Source organism: Burkholderia sp. BCC0419, assembly GCF_902830285.1.
GTDB lineage: Bacteria > Pseudomonadota > Gammaproteobacteria > Burkholderiales > Burkholderiaceae > Burkholderia.
Genome location: NZ_CADESR010000010.1, coordinates 546 through 16,768 on the forward strand (window position 1 = coordinate 546; position 16,223 = coordinate 16,768).

General features: G+C 67.0%; 16 protein-coding genes. 3 read left to right on the plus strand and 13 right to left on the minus strand.

Annotated features, from left to right (window positions below; genetic code table 11):
* Positions 1–34 precede the first annotated feature (34 nt).
* From HWW87_RS30760 to phnS, 7 genes are read right to left on the minus strand one after another with little or no spacing between them, the layout of a single operon-like run.
* Positions 35–589: a phosphonate degradation HD-domain oxygenase gene (locus HWW87_RS30760; RefSeq protein ID WP_175823451.1), complete on the minus strand. Its 555-nt coding sequence runs from the start codon at positions 587–589 to the stop codon at positions 35–37.
* A 4-nt stretch (positions 590–593) separates the two neighbouring features.
* Positions 594–2,048 (minus strand): phosphonoacetaldehyde dehydrogenase, encoded by a 1,455-nt coding sequence (gene phnY, locus HWW87_RS30765; RefSeq protein WP_175823452.1) that lies wholly within the window; start codon positions 2,046–2,048, stop codon positions 594–596.
* Positions 2,045–3,352, minus strand: coding sequence for a phosphonoacetate hydrolase (gene phnA / locus HWW87_RS30770; RefSeq protein ID WP_175823453.1), 1,308 nt, complete (start codon positions 3,350–3,352; stop codon positions 2,045–2,047). The genes phnY and phnA overlap by 4 nt, the downstream gene beginning before the upstream one ends.
* Positions 3,349–4,209: a 2-aminoethylphosphonate ABC transport system, membrane component PhnV gene (phnV, locus tag HWW87_RS30775; RefSeq protein WP_175823454.1), complete on the minus strand. Its 861-nt coding sequence runs from the start codon at positions 4,207–4,209 to the stop codon at positions 3,349–3,351. The genes phnA and phnV overlap by 4 nt, the downstream gene beginning before the upstream one ends.
* Positions 4,199–5,119 (minus strand): 2-aminoethylphosphonate ABC transporter permease subunit, encoded by a 921-nt coding sequence (phnU, locus tag HWW87_RS30780; protein ID WP_175823455.1) that lies wholly within the window; start codon positions 5,117–5,119, stop codon positions 4,199–4,201. Before phnU ends, phnV begins: the two co-directional genes overlap by 11 nt.
* Positions 5,097–6,200: a 2-aminoethylphosphonate ABC transport system ATP-binding subunit PhnT gene (gene phnT, locus HWW87_RS30785; protein WP_174390955.1), complete on the minus strand. Its 1,104-nt coding sequence runs from the start codon at positions 6,198–6,200 to the stop codon at positions 5,097–5,099. The genes phnU and phnT overlap by 23 nt, the downstream gene beginning before the upstream one ends.
* A gap of 34 nt (positions 6,201–6,234) precedes the next feature.
* The gene (phnS, locus tag HWW87_RS30790; protein ID WP_175823456.1) at positions 6,235–7,326 is read right to left on the minus strand and encodes a 2-aminoethylphosphonate ABC transporter substrate-binding protein; all 1,092 of its coding nucleotides are present in this window, start codon (positions 7,324–7,326) and stop codon (positions 6,235–6,237) included.
* Between the two features lie 262 nt (positions 7,327–7,588).
* On the opposite strand from phnS, the gene HWW87_RS30795 reads away from it, so the two are divergent.
* Positions 7,589–8,698 (plus strand): 2-aminoethylphosphonate--pyruvate transaminase, encoded by a 1,110-nt coding sequence (locus HWW87_RS30795; protein ID WP_175823457.1) that lies wholly within the window; start codon positions 7,589–7,591, stop codon positions 8,696–8,698.
* Positions 8,699–8,800: 102 nt separating this feature from the next.
* Here the strand turns inward: HWW87_RS30795 and HWW87_RS30800 are convergent, their stop codons facing one another.
* The 3 genes from HWW87_RS30800 to aroQ are packed head-to-tail and all read right to left on the minus strand — an operon-like array spanning position 8,801 to position 11,488.
* Entirely contained in the window at positions 8,801–10,144 is a 1,344-nt protein-coding gene (locus HWW87_RS30800) for an MFS transporter (RefSeq protein ID WP_175823458.1), read from the minus strand.
* 37 nt (positions 10,145–10,181) lie between these two features.
* Positions 10,182–11,036 carry a shikimate dehydrogenase gene (locus HWW87_RS30805; RefSeq protein WP_175823459.1) on the minus strand — a complete coding sequence of 285 codons (855 nt, stop codon included), beginning with the start codon at positions 11,034–11,036 and terminating at the stop codon, positions 10,182–10,184.
* Positions 11,033–11,488 (minus strand): type II 3-dehydroquinate dehydratase, encoded by a 456-nt coding sequence (gene aroQ, locus HWW87_RS30810; protein WP_175823460.1) that lies wholly within the window; start codon positions 11,486–11,488, stop codon positions 11,033–11,035. Before aroQ ends, HWW87_RS30805 begins: the two co-directional genes overlap by 4 nt.
* Positions 11,489–11,745: 257 nt before the next feature.
* Here aroQ and HWW87_RS30815 point away from each other — a divergent pair, with 257 nt between their 5' ends.
* Entirely contained in the window at positions 11,746–13,638 is a 1,893-nt protein-coding gene (locus tag HWW87_RS30815) for a sugar phosphate isomerase/epimerase and 4-hydroxyphenylpyruvate domain-containing protein (RefSeq protein ID WP_175823461.1), read from the plus strand.
* A gap of 208 nt (positions 13,639–13,846) precedes the next feature.
* Here the strand turns inward: HWW87_RS30815 and HWW87_RS30820 are convergent, their stop codons facing one another.
* Both HWW87_RS30820 and HWW87_RS30825 read right to left on the minus strand, forming a co-directional pair.
* Positions 13,847–14,263, minus strand: coding sequence for a type II toxin-antitoxin system HicB family antitoxin (locus HWW87_RS30820; protein ID WP_175823462.1), 417 nt, complete (start codon positions 14,261–14,263; stop codon positions 13,847–13,849).
* 159 nt (positions 14,264–14,422) lie between these two features.
* The gene (locus HWW87_RS30825; RefSeq protein ID WP_081059224.1) at positions 14,423–14,605 is read right to left on the minus strand and encodes a type II toxin-antitoxin system HicA family toxin; all 183 of its coding nucleotides are present in this window, start codon (positions 14,603–14,605) and stop codon (positions 14,423–14,425) included.
* 276 nt (positions 14,606–14,881) lie between these two features.
* Here HWW87_RS30825 and HWW87_RS30830 point away from each other — a divergent pair, with 276 nt between their 5' ends.
* Positions 14,882–15,145 (plus strand): hypothetical protein, encoded by a 264-nt coding sequence (locus tag HWW87_RS30830; protein ID WP_089470656.1) that lies wholly within the window; start codon positions 14,882–14,884, stop codon positions 15,143–15,145.
* Positions 15,146–15,231: 86 nt separating this feature from the next.
* Here HWW87_RS30830 and HWW87_RS30835 read toward each other — a convergent pair whose 3' ends face one another.
* The gene (locus tag HWW87_RS30835; RefSeq protein ID WP_175823463.1) at positions 15,232–16,026 is read right to left on the minus strand and encodes an AraC family transcriptional regulator; all 795 of its coding nucleotides are present in this window, start codon (positions 16,024–16,026) and stop codon (positions 15,232–15,234) included.
* Between the last annotated feature and the right edge of the window lie 197 nt (positions 16,027–16,223).

A 16,223-nucleotide genomic window follows, 5' to 3' on the forward strand; every position in this document is an offset into this window, starting at 1 on the left:
GCGTGCGGCGCCTTATATAGAAGCAGCCGAACCGTCAGGAAGCCGCGCGCACCTGGCGCGCGACGATCTCCATATAGTGATCGAGATCCGGCGTCACCTTGCCCTCCTCCTTCGCCGTGTCGTCCCAGCGGCGCAGGCGCAGCGCGTCCTCCGCGAACGGGCGCTGCAGGAACGCTGCCTTCTCCTCTTCACTGAAAATGCCGCCCTGCAACGCCAGACTGCGCACTGAATCCGGCGACAGACTCTCGAAGTAGCCGGCGTCCGTGCGGCACAGGCAGCGCTTCGCGTCGACGTGCAGCCGGATCGGCTCCAGCACCGCTTCGGAAAACAGCGGCCGCAGGAACGGCAGCACGTAATACTGATGCAGATCGTCGATCCCGCGCGCGCTTGGCGTCTCGCCCTGGCGATTCAGCAGATGGCCGAGGTCGTGCAGGAACGCCGCCGCGACCAGCGCTTCGTCCGCCCCCGATTCCTCGGCCAGCAATCCGCTCTGCAACGCATGCTCGAGCTGCGTGACCGGTTCGCCGCTATAGGCCACATGGCCATGCTCACGATACAACCCGTGGATATCTTCCACCGTCAGCGCCATTCGTTTACTCCCAAGGCAGCGAAAACGTCTTCAGGTTCGTGAAGCTCTTCATCGCCTCCTGGACGCCTTCCTTGTAACCGAGCCCCGAATCCTTGATCCCGCCGAACGGCGACAGTTCGAGCCGGTATCCCGGCACTTCCCACACGTTCACCGTGCCGACGTTCAGCTCGTTCACGAACCGCACGACCGCCGCGGTGCTGTCCGTACAGACGCCCGACGACAACCCGAATGCCGTGCCGTTGCTGATCCGGATCGCGTCGTCGATCGTGTCGAACGCGATGACCGGCGAGACGGGGCCGAACGTCTCGTCGCGCACGATCGTCATCGACGGATCGACATTGTCGAGCACGGTCGGTGCATACAGCGCACCGCGCCGCACATTGCCGGTCAGCAGACGCGCGCCCTGCGCGACCGCTTCGTTCACGCGCGCCTCGAACAGCCGCGCCGCCGCTTCGTCGATCACCGTGCCCATTTCGTTCGCGGGATCGAACGGATCGCCGTATTTCCATGCGCGCGTCTTCTCGACGAGCAATTCGGTGAACGCGGGCGCGATCGAGCGCTGCACCAGCATCCGCTTGACGGCCGTACAGCGCTGGCCCGAATTCCGGTACGAGCCGAGCACCGCCAGCGACGCCGCGCGGTCGAGATCGGCATCGGCGAGGACGATCAGCGGATCGTTGCCGCCCAGCTCCAGTACGATGCGCCGGTAGCCGGCCCGCGCGGCAATCGCCTTGCCGATCGCGACGCCGCCCGTGAATGTAATCAGCGATGCATGCGGATGCGTGACGAGTTCGTCCGCGATCTCGGCAGGGTCGCCGGTCAGCACCTGCAGCATCGGCTCCGGCAACCCGGCCTCATACAGCAGGTCGGCCAGATAGAACGCCGACAGCGGCACCTTCTCCGACGGCTTCACGATCACGCGGTTGTTGGTCGCGATCGCCGGCGCGATCTTGTGCGCGACCTGGTTCATCGGATGATTGAACGGCGTGATCGCGACGATCACGCCGTCGAGCGGCTGGCGCTGAGAGAACACGCGCCGCGCCTTGCCGTGAGGCGTCAGGTCGCACGAGAAACTCTGCGCGTCGTCGCGCAGCGCCTCGACCGCCGCGAACTTCAGCACGTCGGCCACCCGGCCGATCTCGTAGCGTGAATCCTGTTTCGACAGCCCCGACTCGAGCGAGATCAGGTCGGACGCTTCCTCGGTGCGCTCGCGCAACAATGCGGCCGCACGCTCGATAATCTGCGAACGCTCGTAGCGCGTGAGCGTCGGCCGGTAGGCCATCGCGTAATCGAACGCCGCGCGCACGTCGTCGACGCTGGCAAGCGGCGCGGTGCCGACGCGTGTGCCCGTGTACGGATCCGTGACGTCGAGCGTGCGTTCGCGCATCGCGCGCGTGCCGCACCAGCGCAACGCTTCGGCACGAAACGACGGATGATCTTGCCGCGGATGAGCCATCATGTCGCGATCCGGTTCAACACGAAATCGAACACGTCGAAGTTGCGCGGGCGACGTGCGGGATCGTCCCGCTCGATACGGCGATTGAACAGCAGCGGCACTTCCTGCTCGGACACGCCGCCATGCGAACGCAACGGCACCGTGAGACCCGACAGGTCGTGTTCGCGCTCGCGGGTGCCGAGCGTCATGTCGCGGCGGCCGATCACGACGAGATCGCCGATCCGGTCGGCCGGCAGCTCGAAGCGGGCGGCGGCTTCCGCGTTGTCGAGCACGAGTTCGACGCCGTCGAGGCCGCCGACGCGCCACATCGCGTCGGCCCGGTCGACGCCCGGCGCCAGGTAGATCGTCGCAAACGAACCGAGCGCACCGTGGTGCACAACGTACGGATCGGTAATCGGCAGGATCACGCGCGCAGCCTGCGTGCCGTACCAGCCGTCGAAGGCATCCTGCAGATAGATCACGTTCGGGCGGCCCGTTGCCGGATCATGCTTCGCGTTCATCCCGTGGTCGGCCGTGAGGCCGATCGCCCAGCCGAGCGCATCGAGCTGCGCGAGATAGCCGTCCATCATCGCGTAGAACGCGTTCGCGCCGGCACTGCCCGGCTCGCACTTGTGCTGCACGTAGTCGGTGGTCGACAGGTACATCAGGTCGACCTGCCGCGTCTGCGCGAGCCGCACGCCGGCCGCGAACACGAATTCGGACAGCGCCGCGCTGTACACGTCGGGCGACGGCAGACCAACCCAGTCGAGCACGTCGACGATCCCGTTTTCCGCGAGATTGGCCTGTGCAGCCTTCTCGGCCGAAAAGCAGATGCCGTTCAGCCGCCAGCCGAGCAGCCGGCGCAGCTTGTCCTTCGCGGTCACGACGGCCACCCGCGCGCCGGCGTCGGACGCCGCCGCGAGCAGCGTGCCGGCCCGCAGGTAGGCCGGGTCGTTCATCATGACTTCGGCGCCGCGCCCGCCGTCGGCGGCCGGGTCCCAGAAATAGTTGCCGCAGATGCCGTGGACCGACGGCGGCACGCCGCAGACGATCGACAGGTTGTTCGGGTTGGTGAAGGTCGGCACGACGCAATCGGCGCGCCACGCGGTGCCTTCCGCGATCATCCGGCCGATGAACGGCGCGACGCCCGCTTCCACCGCCCGTTCGAGATAGTCGTACTCGCAGCCGTCGACACAGACGACGACGGTCGGCTCGACCGGCAGCCGGTAGCGCCGGCCGTTGACGTCGATCGAGCGGCCGGCGAGACCGGTCGACGCGCCGGCGGGCGACGCATCACCGGGATGGCGCAACGCGAACGCGGCGTTCATGATGCCGCCCGCTTGCCGCGCGGCACGCGCGCGGCGATCAGCAGCAGCGCCGCGAGCGACGCGCCGAGCATCAGCAGCGACAGCGCCGATGCCGGCAGGTAATAGCCGCGCTCCACCTGCCCGATCACGACGATCGGCACGGTCGCGAAGCCGGGCGGATACACCGTGAGCGTCGCACCGAGCTCGCCGAGCGACAGCGCAAAGCCGAGCGCGAGGCTCGCGCGCAGCGCCGGCACGAGCTGCGGCAGCAGCACACGGCGCAGCACCATCGCGGGCGGCGCACCGAGGCTCGCCGCGGCTTCGCGCAGCACGGTCAGCTCCGGACGCAGCGCGGCGGCCGCGCAGCGATAGCAGAACGGCAGAATCAGCGCGAGTTGCACGAGCACGACGATCGCCGCCGAACTCGACAAGTCGAGCGGCTTCTGGTGATACGCGATCAGCACCGCGAGCCCGAGCACGACGCTCGGTACGCCGTTCGGCACCATCACGAGCGCGTCGACGACCGCGCCGAGGCCGCGCCGGTCGCGCCCTTCGAGCGCGAGCGCCAGCCACAGCCCGAGGATCGTGCCGAGCGCCGAGACGCCGAAGCCGATTTCGAGGCTCGTCAGCAGCGCGTCGTATTCCGGCGAGCCGAGCCGCCCGAACCAGCGCAGGCTGTAGCCGGCCGGCAAAATCGTGCCCGACCATTGCGTCGACACGCTCGACAGCGCGACGACGATCACCGGCAGCACGAACAGCCAGAAGCACGCGAACGCGGCCAGCGCGAGCGCGAGGCGCGACGCATGCTTGAGCAGCGTGTCGGTCCAGCCGATCTGGTGGCGCGGCACGGCCTGCCCGATACGGAATTCAGCGGACATCGTTTCCTCCCGTCGCACGCCGGTTCACCCGGCGATAAACCGCATACAGCGCCAGCGACAGCGCGAGCATCACGACCGCGCCGGCCGACGCGGTCGGCAGGTCGAGATCGACGGTCGCGCTGCTGTAGATCGCGACCGGCAGCGTCACGAGCCGCGCGCTGCCGAGCACGAGCAGGATGCCGAACTCGTTCAGCGTCAGCAGGAAGCACAGCACGGTGCCGGCGGCGATGCCCGGCCACGCGATCGGCAGCACGACGCGGCGCGCGAGCATCCAGCCGGGCGCGCCGAGGCTGCGCGCGGCTTCGATCAGCCGCAGGTCGAGCGTCGCGAACGACGCGAGCGTCGGCCGGACGACGAACGGCGTGTAGAACACGGTCTGCGCGAGGATCACGCCGCCGATCCCGAACAGGAAGTCGAGCGGCGGGTTATCGAGATGGAACAGGTGCTGCAGCGCGATGCTGATCGAGCCTTGCGAGCCGTACAGGAAGATCAGCGTGAACGCGACGAGGAACGACGGAAACGCGACGTACAGCTCCAGGAAGCGCGTGACGAGCGACGCGCCCGGGAACGGCCTGAAGAACAGCAGCGCAGCCAGCAGCACGCCGAGCACCGACGCGGTGCCGGCGCTCGCGAACAGTACGCCGAGCGTGGTCAACAGCACGTTGCGCGTGTCGGGATTGCCGAAGAAGGTCCGGTACGCGGCGAAACTCAGCCCGTGATCGCCCGACACGCTCAGCAGCACGAGCCGCACCAGCGGATAGACGACGAGCGGACCGAGCACGACGATCGCGAGCGCGGCCAGGTGCAGGTCGCCCAAGCGCCTGCGGCGCCGCGCGGCGGCGGCATGCGCGGCGGCCGACGCGAGCACGTGCGGCGGCAGGCCGGCTTCAGGGCTCGATAAGGACGACATCGTCTGCCTCGCAATGCAGGGACACGCGCGCACCGCGCTCGGGAGCCGCGCCGCGGCCGCGTTGCATCGTGACGCGCACGGGCTCGTCGGGCGCCGCGTCGATCACGACCGCGATCGACAGGTCCGCGCCTTGCCATTCGACCGACGACACCGTACCGTGCAGGCCGCCCGCCGCGAGCGGCATCACGGTCAGGCGCTCGGGGCGCACGCACGCGACCTTGTCGCGCACCTCGTGGCGCGGATCGCCGAGCGGGAAGATCACGCGCGGAGGCAGCAGGTTCGCCGGGCCGAGATAGCGCGCGACGTAGCCGTCGCGCGGCGCGTCGTACAACTGCTGCGGCGTGCCGAGCTGCGCGATGTGGCCGTCGCGCAGCAGCAGCGCGCGGTCGGACAGCACGAGCGCGTCGTCGCGGTCGTGCGTCACGCAGACGACGGTCAGGTTCGGCAGGCGCTCGTGCAGCGCCTTCAGTTCGCTGCGCACCGACGCGCGCAGGTTGGCGTCGAGCGCCGACAGCGGCTCGTCGAGCAGCAGCACGTCGGGCTCGATCACCAGCGCGCGGGCCAGCGCGACGCGCTGCTGCATCCCGCCCGACAGTTGCGCGGGCAGATGGTGGCCTGCATCGCCGAGCTGCACGAGCTTGAGCGCATCGGCGACGCGGCGCGTCACTTCCGACGACGCCATGCCGCGTGCGCGCAGCCCGAATGCGACGTTCTCGAACACCGACAGGTGCGGGAACAGCGCGTAATTCTGGAACAGCAGACCGAGGTTGCGCTTGTGCGGCGGCGCATAGGTCAGGTCGCGTCCGGCCACGGTCAGCGTGCCGGTCAGGCCGTCGGCCTTCACGAACCCGGCGATGAAGCGCAGCAGCGTGGTCTTGCCGCAGCCGCTCTTGCCGAGCACGGTCAGAAATTCACCGGCGCCGATCGACAGCGACAGATCTTCGAGCACCGTGCGTGCGCCGTAGCGCACGCTCAGGTGTTCGATCTGCACGCCGCCCGGCGCGCCGGACCGCAGCGTCGCGTGCGGTTCGGCGGCGCCGAATGCGCCGGGATGGGTCAGGGTGGTTTCCACCGGGTTCATCCTCTTGCTCGCTGATACAGGCGGCGTGCGCCGATCACTTCGGCTTGACGACGTCGAGCTGCTTGCCCGAGCTGCCGATCACGTCCTTCTTCCAGCGCTCGATCCACACCGGCTTCTTCGCCATCACCTGGGTCCAGTCGACCGGAATCAGCTTCACGCCCGCGATCGCCTTCTTGACCGCTTCGCCGTTCTTGCCGGCCAGCGGCACGTCGGTGCGGCCCGGGATGCCGTACATGTCCGGCACCTTCGACTGCACTTCCGTCGACATCAGGTAGTCGATCAGCTTCTTGCCGACGTCCTGGTTCGGGCCGCTCTTGATCAGGCCGATGCCGTACGGGAGCTGGAACGTGGTCGGCTGGTCGCCGTCCTTCGCGGCCAGGAAGATCGGCTTGACGGACAGCGCGCCGTGTTCGGCGTCGTCGAGGTCCATCTGCAGGTCGCCGTTCGCGACGCTGATCTCGTTACGCGACAGCAGCACGTTCAGGTAGCCGGTGCCCTTCGTGTGGAACTTCACGCTCTGCGACAGCTTCGCGAGGTAGTCGAACGCCTTGTCCTCGCCCATCAGCGACGTCGTCAGGATCAGCACGGCCATCCCGTCGCCGGCCGTGGCCGGGTTCGAGTACGCGACCTTGCCGGCGTAGGTCGGCGCGAGCAGGTCGGCAAACGTCTTCGGCTGGTTCTTCACAACGTCCGGGTTGATCGCGAACGAGAAGTAGTTGTTCACGAACGTCGCCCACGTGCCGTCCTCGGCCTTCGCGATCGCCGGCACGTTCTTGTAGTTCACGCTCTGGTACGGCTGCAGCAGGCCCATCTGGCCGGCTTGCTGGATGAACGGCGGCAACGTAACGATCACGTCGGCCTTCGGGGAATTCTTCTCGATGTTCGCGCGGTTCACCACCTCGCCGCTGCCCGCCGTCACGATCGCGACCTTCACGCCTTCCTTCTTCTCGAAAGCCGGCAGCACATCGCGATAGAGATTCTCGAGACCGTCCGCCGTGTACAGCACGACCGCATTTGCCGCATGCGCGGGCATCGCGGCGCCTTGCAGCAGACCGGCGGCGCAGGCGGCCAGCGCGAGCTTGCGGAACGCGCCGGCAGCGGCGCGCGAGGGTTTCTGCAGTGTCATCTCACTTCTCCGTAGGCGGAACACCAAACGGCCGGGGCACGATCCGGCTCTCCTGTTATCTCCGGGCTGGCCGCTGGACGGCCCGCCGCGCTACCGCGCTCAGGCTGGGTGTCGCGCGGCAACCGAAGGATCACAGCGTTCGATGACAAAGCCGTGACGAATGCCACAATTTCCAAAAAATGACACATTTTGCCACTATCATGCAAGTCATTGCAGAAATGCCGCCCGGTGTTTCGTTCGCCCTTTGCCGGAGATAAAAACCATGCCCGACCCGATCCTGCTTACGCCTGGCCCGCTCACCACGTCCGCCACAACACGCCACGCAATGCAACATGACTGGGGGTCGTGGGACGCCGCTTTCAATCAAATGACGGCCAGCGTCTGCGCCGACCTCGTCGCCATCGCGGGCGGCGGCGACGCGTACGTGTGCGTGCCGATGCAGGGCAGCGGCACGTTCTCGGTCGAAGCTGCGCTCGGCACGCTGGTGCCGCGCGACGGCGTCGTGCTGGTGCCCGACAACGGCGCGTATTGCGCGCGCATCCTGAAGATTCTCGGCCGGCTCGGCATCGACGCGATCGCGTTGCCGTTCGGCGAAGACGCGGCCGTCGACGCGGCGGCCATCGAGGCCGCGTTCGCGCGCGAGCCGCGCATCACGCACGTCGCGCTCGTACACCTGGAAACGAGCGCCGGGATCCTGAATCCGCTCGATGCGATCGCGGCCGCGTGCCGACGGCACGGCAAGCGGCTGATCGTCGATGCGATGAGTTCGTTCGGCGCGTTGCCGATCGAGCTGGCGGACAGCGGCATCGACGCGCTGATCTCGGCCAGCGGCAAATGCCTCGAAGGCGTGCCGGGCATGGGATTCGCGATCGTGCGGCGCGACACGCTCGACGCGAGCGAAGGCAACTCGCCGTCGCTCGCGCTCGATCTCCACGATCAGTACGCGTACCTGCGCAAGACGGGGCAATGGCGCTTCACGCCGCCGACGCACGTGATTGCCGCGCTGCGCGCCGCGCTCGACCAGTACCTCGCCGAAGGCGGCCAGCCGGCGCGCGGCGCACGCTATGCGGACAACTGCCGGACGCTGGTCGAATCGATGCGCGCGCTCGGCTTCGTGCCGTTCCTCGACGCGAGCGTGCAGGCGCCGGTGATCGTCACGTTCCACGCGCCCGACCATCCGGCCTACGATTTCCGCCGCTTCTACGACGCGGTGCGCGACGCGGGCTTCATCCTGTATCCGGGCAAGCTCACGCGGCTCGAGACGTTCCGCGTCGGCTGCATCGGCGCGATCGATGCGGGCGATATCCGGCGCGCGGTCGCCGCGATCGCGGCCGCGGTCGAATCGCTCGGCATCGCGATGCAGCACGCATGACGTTGCGTACATGCCGACCCGCCGGCCGGCACGCGCAAATAAAAAAGCCCGGCGGCCGATTGGCCGCCGGGCGAACGCACCGAGTGTGCGGGGAACCGGTGCTTACAGCTCGATCCGCTTGATGTCGCCGACGACGAAGATGTACGACAGCGCGCCGACCAGCGCGATCACGCCGATGAACACGAGCGCACCGACGAACGAGCCGGTCGACGCCACGATGAAGCCGACGACGAGCGGCGTGATGATGCCCGCGAGGTTCGCCGCGAAGTTGAAGATGCCGCCCGTCACGCCGAGCAGGCCGTCCGGCGCGATATCCGACACGAGCGTCCAGCCGAGCGCGGCCATCCCCTGCGCGAAGAACGCAACCGACATGATCGCGATCACGGCTTCGTTGCTCTGCACGTAGTTCGCGAGAATGATCGTCGACGCGAGCAGCAGGCCCGCGATGATCGGCAGCTTGCGCGCAAGGTTCGCGGACTTGCCGCGGCGCAGCAACCAGTCGGAGAAGATCCCGCCGAACATCACGCCGACCGACGCGGCGATGAACGGCATCACCGCGAAGAAGCCGATCTTCAGCCAGCCCATGTGGCGCTCGGTTGCCAGATAGGTCGGGAACCAGGTCAGGAAGAACACGAGCGTCGAGTTGCCGGCGAACTGGCCGAGGCAGATGCCCGCGAGCTGGCGCTTCTTCAGCAGTTTGCCGGCCATCGCCCAGCTGAACTTCGGCTGCGCGGCCTTGCCGCTCTTGTCGTCAGTCTTGCGCACGGCGTGCACGAGGCCGCCGCCCGCCTCGATATAGGCCAGTTCCGCCGCGTTCGCGCCCGGATGGTTGCGCGGCTCGTGATAGAACTTCCACCAGACGAAGCCGAACGCAATGCCGACCGCGCCCACGACCCAGAACAGCGAGCGCCAGCCGAAGGCGCCCATCAGCGCGAACAGCACGGGGCTGAAGAATGCGAGGCCGATGTACTCGCCGACGGTATAGGTACCCGTCGCCATCGCGCGTTCGTTCTGCGGGAACCACGTCGCGACGACGCGGCTGTTGGTCGGGAAACACGGCGCCTCGGTGATGCCGAGGCCGAGGCGGCACGCGAGCAGCGTCGCGACGCCCGGCACGAAGCCTTGCAGCAGCGTGCACAGCGACCACAGCGTCATCGACCAGTAATAGGTGATCTTGCTGCCGAAGCGGTCGAGGAACAGGCCGCCGGGCACCTGCATCGCCACGTACGTCCACGAAAACGCGGAGAACATGATGCCCATCACGGCCGCATTGATGCCGAGCTCCTTGGTGAGCTGCGGCGCAGCCACGCCCAGCACGGTGCGGTCGAGATAGTTGATCATCGTGCCGATCGCGAGCAGTGCGAGGATCTTGTAGCGCGCCGACGTACGCCGGACCGTGCCGGCCGCCTGCGCCGGCGCGGCGCTCGTGTGGGTGGTGTGCTGCATGGTCGTCTCCTGGTCTCTTTCTGTGTCTGTAAGGGGGTCAGCGCGCGACGAGCGACTGAAAATGACTGAGCATTCGCTCGGCGTCGGGCGTGCGCCCGGTGAAGATCTCGAACGCGTCGACAGCCTGGTACACGGCCATCCCGCCGCCCGGCAGCGTTGCGCAACCGGCCGCGCGCGCGGCGTGGATCAGCTCGGTTTCGAGCGGGAAATACACGATGTCGGCCACCCACATGCCCGCATGCAGCAGCTCGGCCGGCAGCGGCAGGCCCGGATGCTTGGCCATGCCGGTCGGCGTGCAGTGGATCAGGCCGGTCGCGGCGCGCATCGCGGCCGCCAGATCACTGCCCGGCGTGACCCGGGCTGCGGGGAAGCGTTGCTGCAATTCACCCGCCAGCGCGGTGGCGCGCGTGCCGTCGACGTCGAAAATCGTCAGTTCGGCCGCGCCCATCTGCAGCGCCGCATGCGCGACAGCCGCGCCCGCGCCGCCCGCGCCGAGCTGGACGACGCGTTCGAGCGACGCGCCGGGCAGCCCGCGGCTAAACGATTTCGCGAAGCCCGACCAGTCGGTGTTGTGGCCGATCCGCTTGCCGTCCTGGAACAGCACGGTGTTCACCGCGCCGAGCGCACGCGCGTCGTCCGACAGCGCGTCGAGGTGCTCGATCACGCGCTGCTTGCACGGGTGCGTGATGTTCAGCCCATTGAAGCCCATCTGCTGCGCGGCCTCGAGCAGTTGCGGCAGCGCGTCGACGCTCAGGCCGAGCGCGTCGAGATCGATGCGCCGGTACACGTAGCCGAAGCCCTGGTGGAACCCTTCTTCCTCGTGCATCGCGGGCGACAGCGAACCGCCGATGCCCTGGCCGATCAGGCCGATCAGAAACGACGGGCGGCTCATCGTGCGGCTCCCTGCGCGAACAGCGTCGCCAGGCGCTGCAGCGCGAACACGTAGCCTTCGGTGCCGCAGCCGCAGATCACGGCTTCGGCGATCGCCGATATATACGAATGGTGGCGAAACGCCTCGCGGCGATGGACGTTCGAGATATGCACTTCGATCACCGGCTTCGCGATCGCGGAAAGCGCGTCGGCCAGCGCCACCGACGTATGCGTATAGGCGGCCGGGTTGATCACGATGCCGTGCGTGTCGTGACGCGCGGCATGCAGCCAGTCGATCAGCTGATGCTCGGCGTTCGACTGGCGGAACTCCATTTCCAACCCGAGCCCTTCCGCCGCCGTGCGGCAGCGCTGCTCGAGATCGGCGAGCGTTTCCGCGCCGTAGATATGGGGCTCGCGGGTGCCCAAAAGATTCAGGTTCGGGCCGTTCAACACCAGCACCTTGTGCTTGCTCATCGCGTTTCTGCTCCTGAAACAGGGGCGGACCACGATCGGCGCCGCCCCGAAGACATCGGAATTTGGCGCTAGTGTGCGCCCGTGCAAGCGGGCTGTCTTTTCGGGTTTTCGCTAATTTGTACCACCTAGTTAGTTTGTACAATACGCATCACTAGCCCAGTAAATTCGGGATATGGCGCGCGCGCCGAACTCAACGACTGGTTCATTCAGGGTCGGTTCGCCCTGCGCCATGCCCCGCTCATCCGCAGGAATCGCCCATGCAGCGCTCGATCGCCACCGTATCCCTGTCCGGCACGCTCGCCGAGAAGCTCGCCGCCGTCCAGGCCGCGGGCTTCGACGGCGTCGAAATCTTCGAAAACGACCTCGTCTACTTCGACGGATCGCCGGCCGACGTCCGGCGCATGGCCGCCGATCTCGGCCTCGACATCGTGCTGTTCCAGCCGTTTCGCGACTTCGAGGGCGTGAGCGCGGCCCAGCTCGCGCGCAATCTCGACCGGATCAAGCGCAAGTTCGACGTGATGCATGCGCTCGGCACCGACCGCATCCTCGTCTGCAGCAGCGTGTCGGCCGATACGATCGCCGATGACGGGCTGCTCGTCGACCAGCTCGGCGCGCTCGCCGAGGCCGCGCGGCAGGCCGGCGTGGTGGCCGCGTACGAAGCGCTCGCGTGGGGCCGCGTCGTGAAGCGGTACGGCCACGCGTGGAAGCTCGTGAACGCGGTGAACAGCCCGCACCTCGGCCTCGCGCTCGACAGCTTCCACACGCTGTCGCTCGACGATTCGCCGGATGCGATCGCCGACATCCCCGGCGACCGGATCGCCTTCGTGCAGATCGCCGACGCGCCGAAGCTCGTGATGGACGTGCTCGAATGGAGCCGCCACTACCGCTCGTTCCCGGGCCAGGGCGACTTCGACCTGGCGCGCTTCACCGCGCGCGTGATCGAGTCGGGCTATACGGGACCGCTGTCGCTCGAGATCTTCAACGACGGCTTCCGCGCGGCGCCGACCGCGCTCACGGCCGCCGACGGCCATCGCTCGCTGCTCTATCTGGAAGACCTGACGCGCGCGCGGCTCGCCCAGGACGGCCGCGCGCCGGCCGCCGGCCAGCCGCTGTTCGCACCGCCCGCGCCGCCCGCGCACGTCGGGTTCCAGTTCATCGAATTCGCGGTCGACGCGCAGGCGGCAGCGACCGTCGGCGAATGGCTCGGCCGGATGCGCTTCCGGCTCGCCGGCCGGCATCGCTCGAAGGACGTGACGCTGTTCCAGCACGGCGCCGCATCGATCGTGCTGAACGCCGAGCGCGACTCGTTCGCCGACGCGTTCTTCCAGCAGCACGGGCTGTCGCTGTGCGCGTCCGCGTTCCGCGTCGACGACGCCAAAGTGGCGTTCGAACGCGCGGCCGGCTTCGGCTACGCACCGTTCTCCGGCCGGGTCGGGCCGAACGAGCGCGTGCTGCCGAGCGTGAAGGCGCCGGACGGCAGCCTCGAATATTTCGTCGACGAAGCGCCGGATGCGCCGACGCTGTATGAATCGGACTTCGTGCTGACCGACATCGACGGCCCGACCGAAGTCGGCCCGCTGACGGGCATCGACCATGTGTGCCTCGCGCTGCCGGCCGACGCGCTCGACACGTGGATCCTGTTCTTCAAGACGGCGTTCGGCTTCGAGGCCGAGCGCAGCTGGCTCGTGCCCGATCCGTACGGGCTGATGCGCAGCCGCGCGGTGCGCAGCGCCGACGGCTCGGTGCGGATCGCGCTGAACGCATCGGTCGACCGTCACACGGCCGTCGCCGAATCGCTCGACCGCTACCACGGCACCGGGCTGAACCACGTCGCGTTCCGCACGGACGACATCGTGAAGACGGTCGCCGCGTTCGCGGCCGACGGCGTGCCGTTCCTGCGCATTCCGGCCAACTACTACGACGATCTCGCCGCGCGCTACGCGCTGCCGGACGAACTGATCGACACGCTGAGCGCGCACCACCTGCTCTACGACCGCGACGAGCACGGCGGCGAATTCCTGCATGCGTATACGGAACTGGTCGACAACCGCTTCTCGCTCGAGATCGTCGAGCGGCGCGGCGGGTACGACGGCTACGGCGCGGCGAATGCGGCCGTGCGGCTCGCCGCGCAGGCGCAGCGCAGGAAATAAGGAAGGGATGCGAATCGGGCATCGTGGGCATCGACCGTGGACGTGGTCTGCGGTTGAAGCAAGGAGGCACGTCCCGCGCGCACCATCGTGGCGAACCAGACGGCCGCGGATCAGCCCGCGCGGCTCACCGCGATCGGCCCGGGACACTCATAAAAAAGCCCGCATCTCTGCGGGCTTTCTGCGGGCTTGTAAGATTAACGGCGCATCTTTACGCATGCTTGGCATGCTCTTCCTGTAAGGCTTCCAATGCCGCGCGCGCCAGGAAACCACTCCTGGTTTCGTGACGGGATGCCACATACGCGTCAATCTTATGAAGTACAAATCTTGGCAAACTTACGTTAATACGCTCAGGCTTCGAGTCAAGCTGAGATAAGTCAACACTCACGAAAGCCCACACAGCCCCTGCGTAGTCCGGGTTGCTTGCCAAATTTTCGATGGTCGAGCAATTAAAGGCGACGTCCTCGCCCAGCTCGATTAAGGTCTCGACATGAGAGACGATTGCTTCTTTTGTTTTCCTGATTGCATCATCGATGGTCTCGCCCCAGGAATGAACGCCCGGTATATCCGGAACAATCACTCCGTAGACGGTCCCATCGTCCTTATGGATTGCGATGGGAAATTCCATGTTTGCCATTCCTTTGTTGTCCTGCTTCCGTGGTAGCACAAGCTTCTCTTATGTACCGCTTAATGACATTCGTCTTATGTGAAGCGACCTTGGTTGCATCAATTTTAAAAGTACTGCGTCCTTCCCCTGCATCCTGTTGGGTCGGTAAAAAACCGCCGGTCACTTCAGACCAGCGGTTTTCAGGATGCTCTTTGTTGTCCCCATTGGCAGGTCCTTGTTCGGGTGTGGAACCGTCGCAAGCCCCGGCTTCGTGGGGTGTTTGAAGTGGTGGTGGCTGCCTTTCGTTCTTACCAAAAACCAGCCGTCCTCTTCGAGCATCCGGATAAGCTCTGTTGAACTCATGGCTCCTCCGCGGTGCTTGTGTGTAACTATACACACGACCCAGGGGAATGCAAATATTTTTGTGTAGTTGTGTGTATAGCAACAAGCCGTCGAGCTGGGTGTTTAAGGCGTGGAAACGCCAGGAGGCGGCCTCTGAGTATGGCCCTGCGTTACATCCCGTAACTCGTAGTGCAGTGCAGCATTGCGCTGCCGGCCCCGGTTTTAAGAATCGCTTAAGTCTTCGACGGCACCATCCGCAACCAGTACCCGATGGTTATCTCGAAAAGGAGGAAAGCGATGAGCGCCGTAGAAGCACCCGCGGGCCGCCCGGCCGCGCCCCCTGCAAAGAAGACGATGCTGCGCCGCCTGCTCAGTCATCATGAAATCGCGACGTTGCTCGTGCTGCTGCATGCACCGATCGGCGCGAACGCCAAACCCGAATTGCCCGCGCTGCAGGAAGCCGGCCTCGTCGAAATGGTCAAGCTCGACCCCGATACGGCCCCGAGCTTCCGGCTGACCGAAGACGGCACGGCCATCCTGAAAGGGCTCGGCTACCGCTGAGCCGCCGCTTTCACCCGCTTTACCCTTTCCCGCTTCCCCGCCCGACCCCGATCGCTGCGACGCGCCGGCCACGCCGGCGAGTGGCGTCACCCTGCCCGCTCCTGCAGCATCAACCGGTATTCCGTCGGCGTCACGCCGACCGTCGCCTTGAACTGGCGCGTGAACGCGCTGTGATCCGTGTAGCCGCATAGCGCGGCGACGTCGGTCACCTTGTCGTGCGTGACGAGCAGCGCGGTGGCCGCGTCGAGCCGCGTCTTCAGCAGCACCTGGCGCGGCGTCAGGTGGAACACCTTGTGGAAGTAGCGTTCGAGCTGCGCGACCGACATCCCGGCCATCTGCGCGAGCTGCTTCAGGTTCAGCGGCTGCACGTAGTGATCCTGGATGTGCTGGACTACGTCGGCGAGCCGGCTGTACGCCGGGTGCGATCCCTCGTGCGCCTTCAGGTCACGCGAGATGCCCGCGAGGCCGACCACCCGGCCCGCGGCGTCGCGCAGCGGCTCCTTGCAGGTCAGGCACCAGCCCGGCTGGCGGCCCGGATACAGGTGCAGCTCGAGCTGGTCCATCAACTGCTGGCCGGCGTTGATCGTCGCCATGTCCTGTTCGAAGTAACTGCGGCCGAAGCGGCGCGGAAACACCTCGTCGGCCGTCTTGCCGAGCAGGTCGCGCTTGTCCTTGTAGCCGCAGCGCATCGCCAGCGTGCGGTTGACGATCGCGTAGCGGCCGCTCGCATCCTTCACGAAGAACGCGACGTCCGGCAGCGCATCCAGCACCGGTTCGAGCAGGCGGAAATGCGCGAGCATCGCGCCGAAATCGGCGTTGTCGGGCTGGTAGCGCAACGTGTCGGGCAGGCTCATGGGCGGTACGGCAAGCAAGGTCGTCATCCCGGCAACCGCGAAGCGAGTGGCAGATGGCGTCGATTATAGGAGCGCCCCTTCGATCGCGTCGCGCCGAGCGTGGGGCGGGCAAGGTGGCGGCCGGTTGCATCGCGCGTCCCGGCCGGTTCCATCAGTCGACGGGACAGGTTGCGCACGCAACCACTACGCGGCACGTGCGTGGCCAGCGGCCGTTCCGCTTCCGC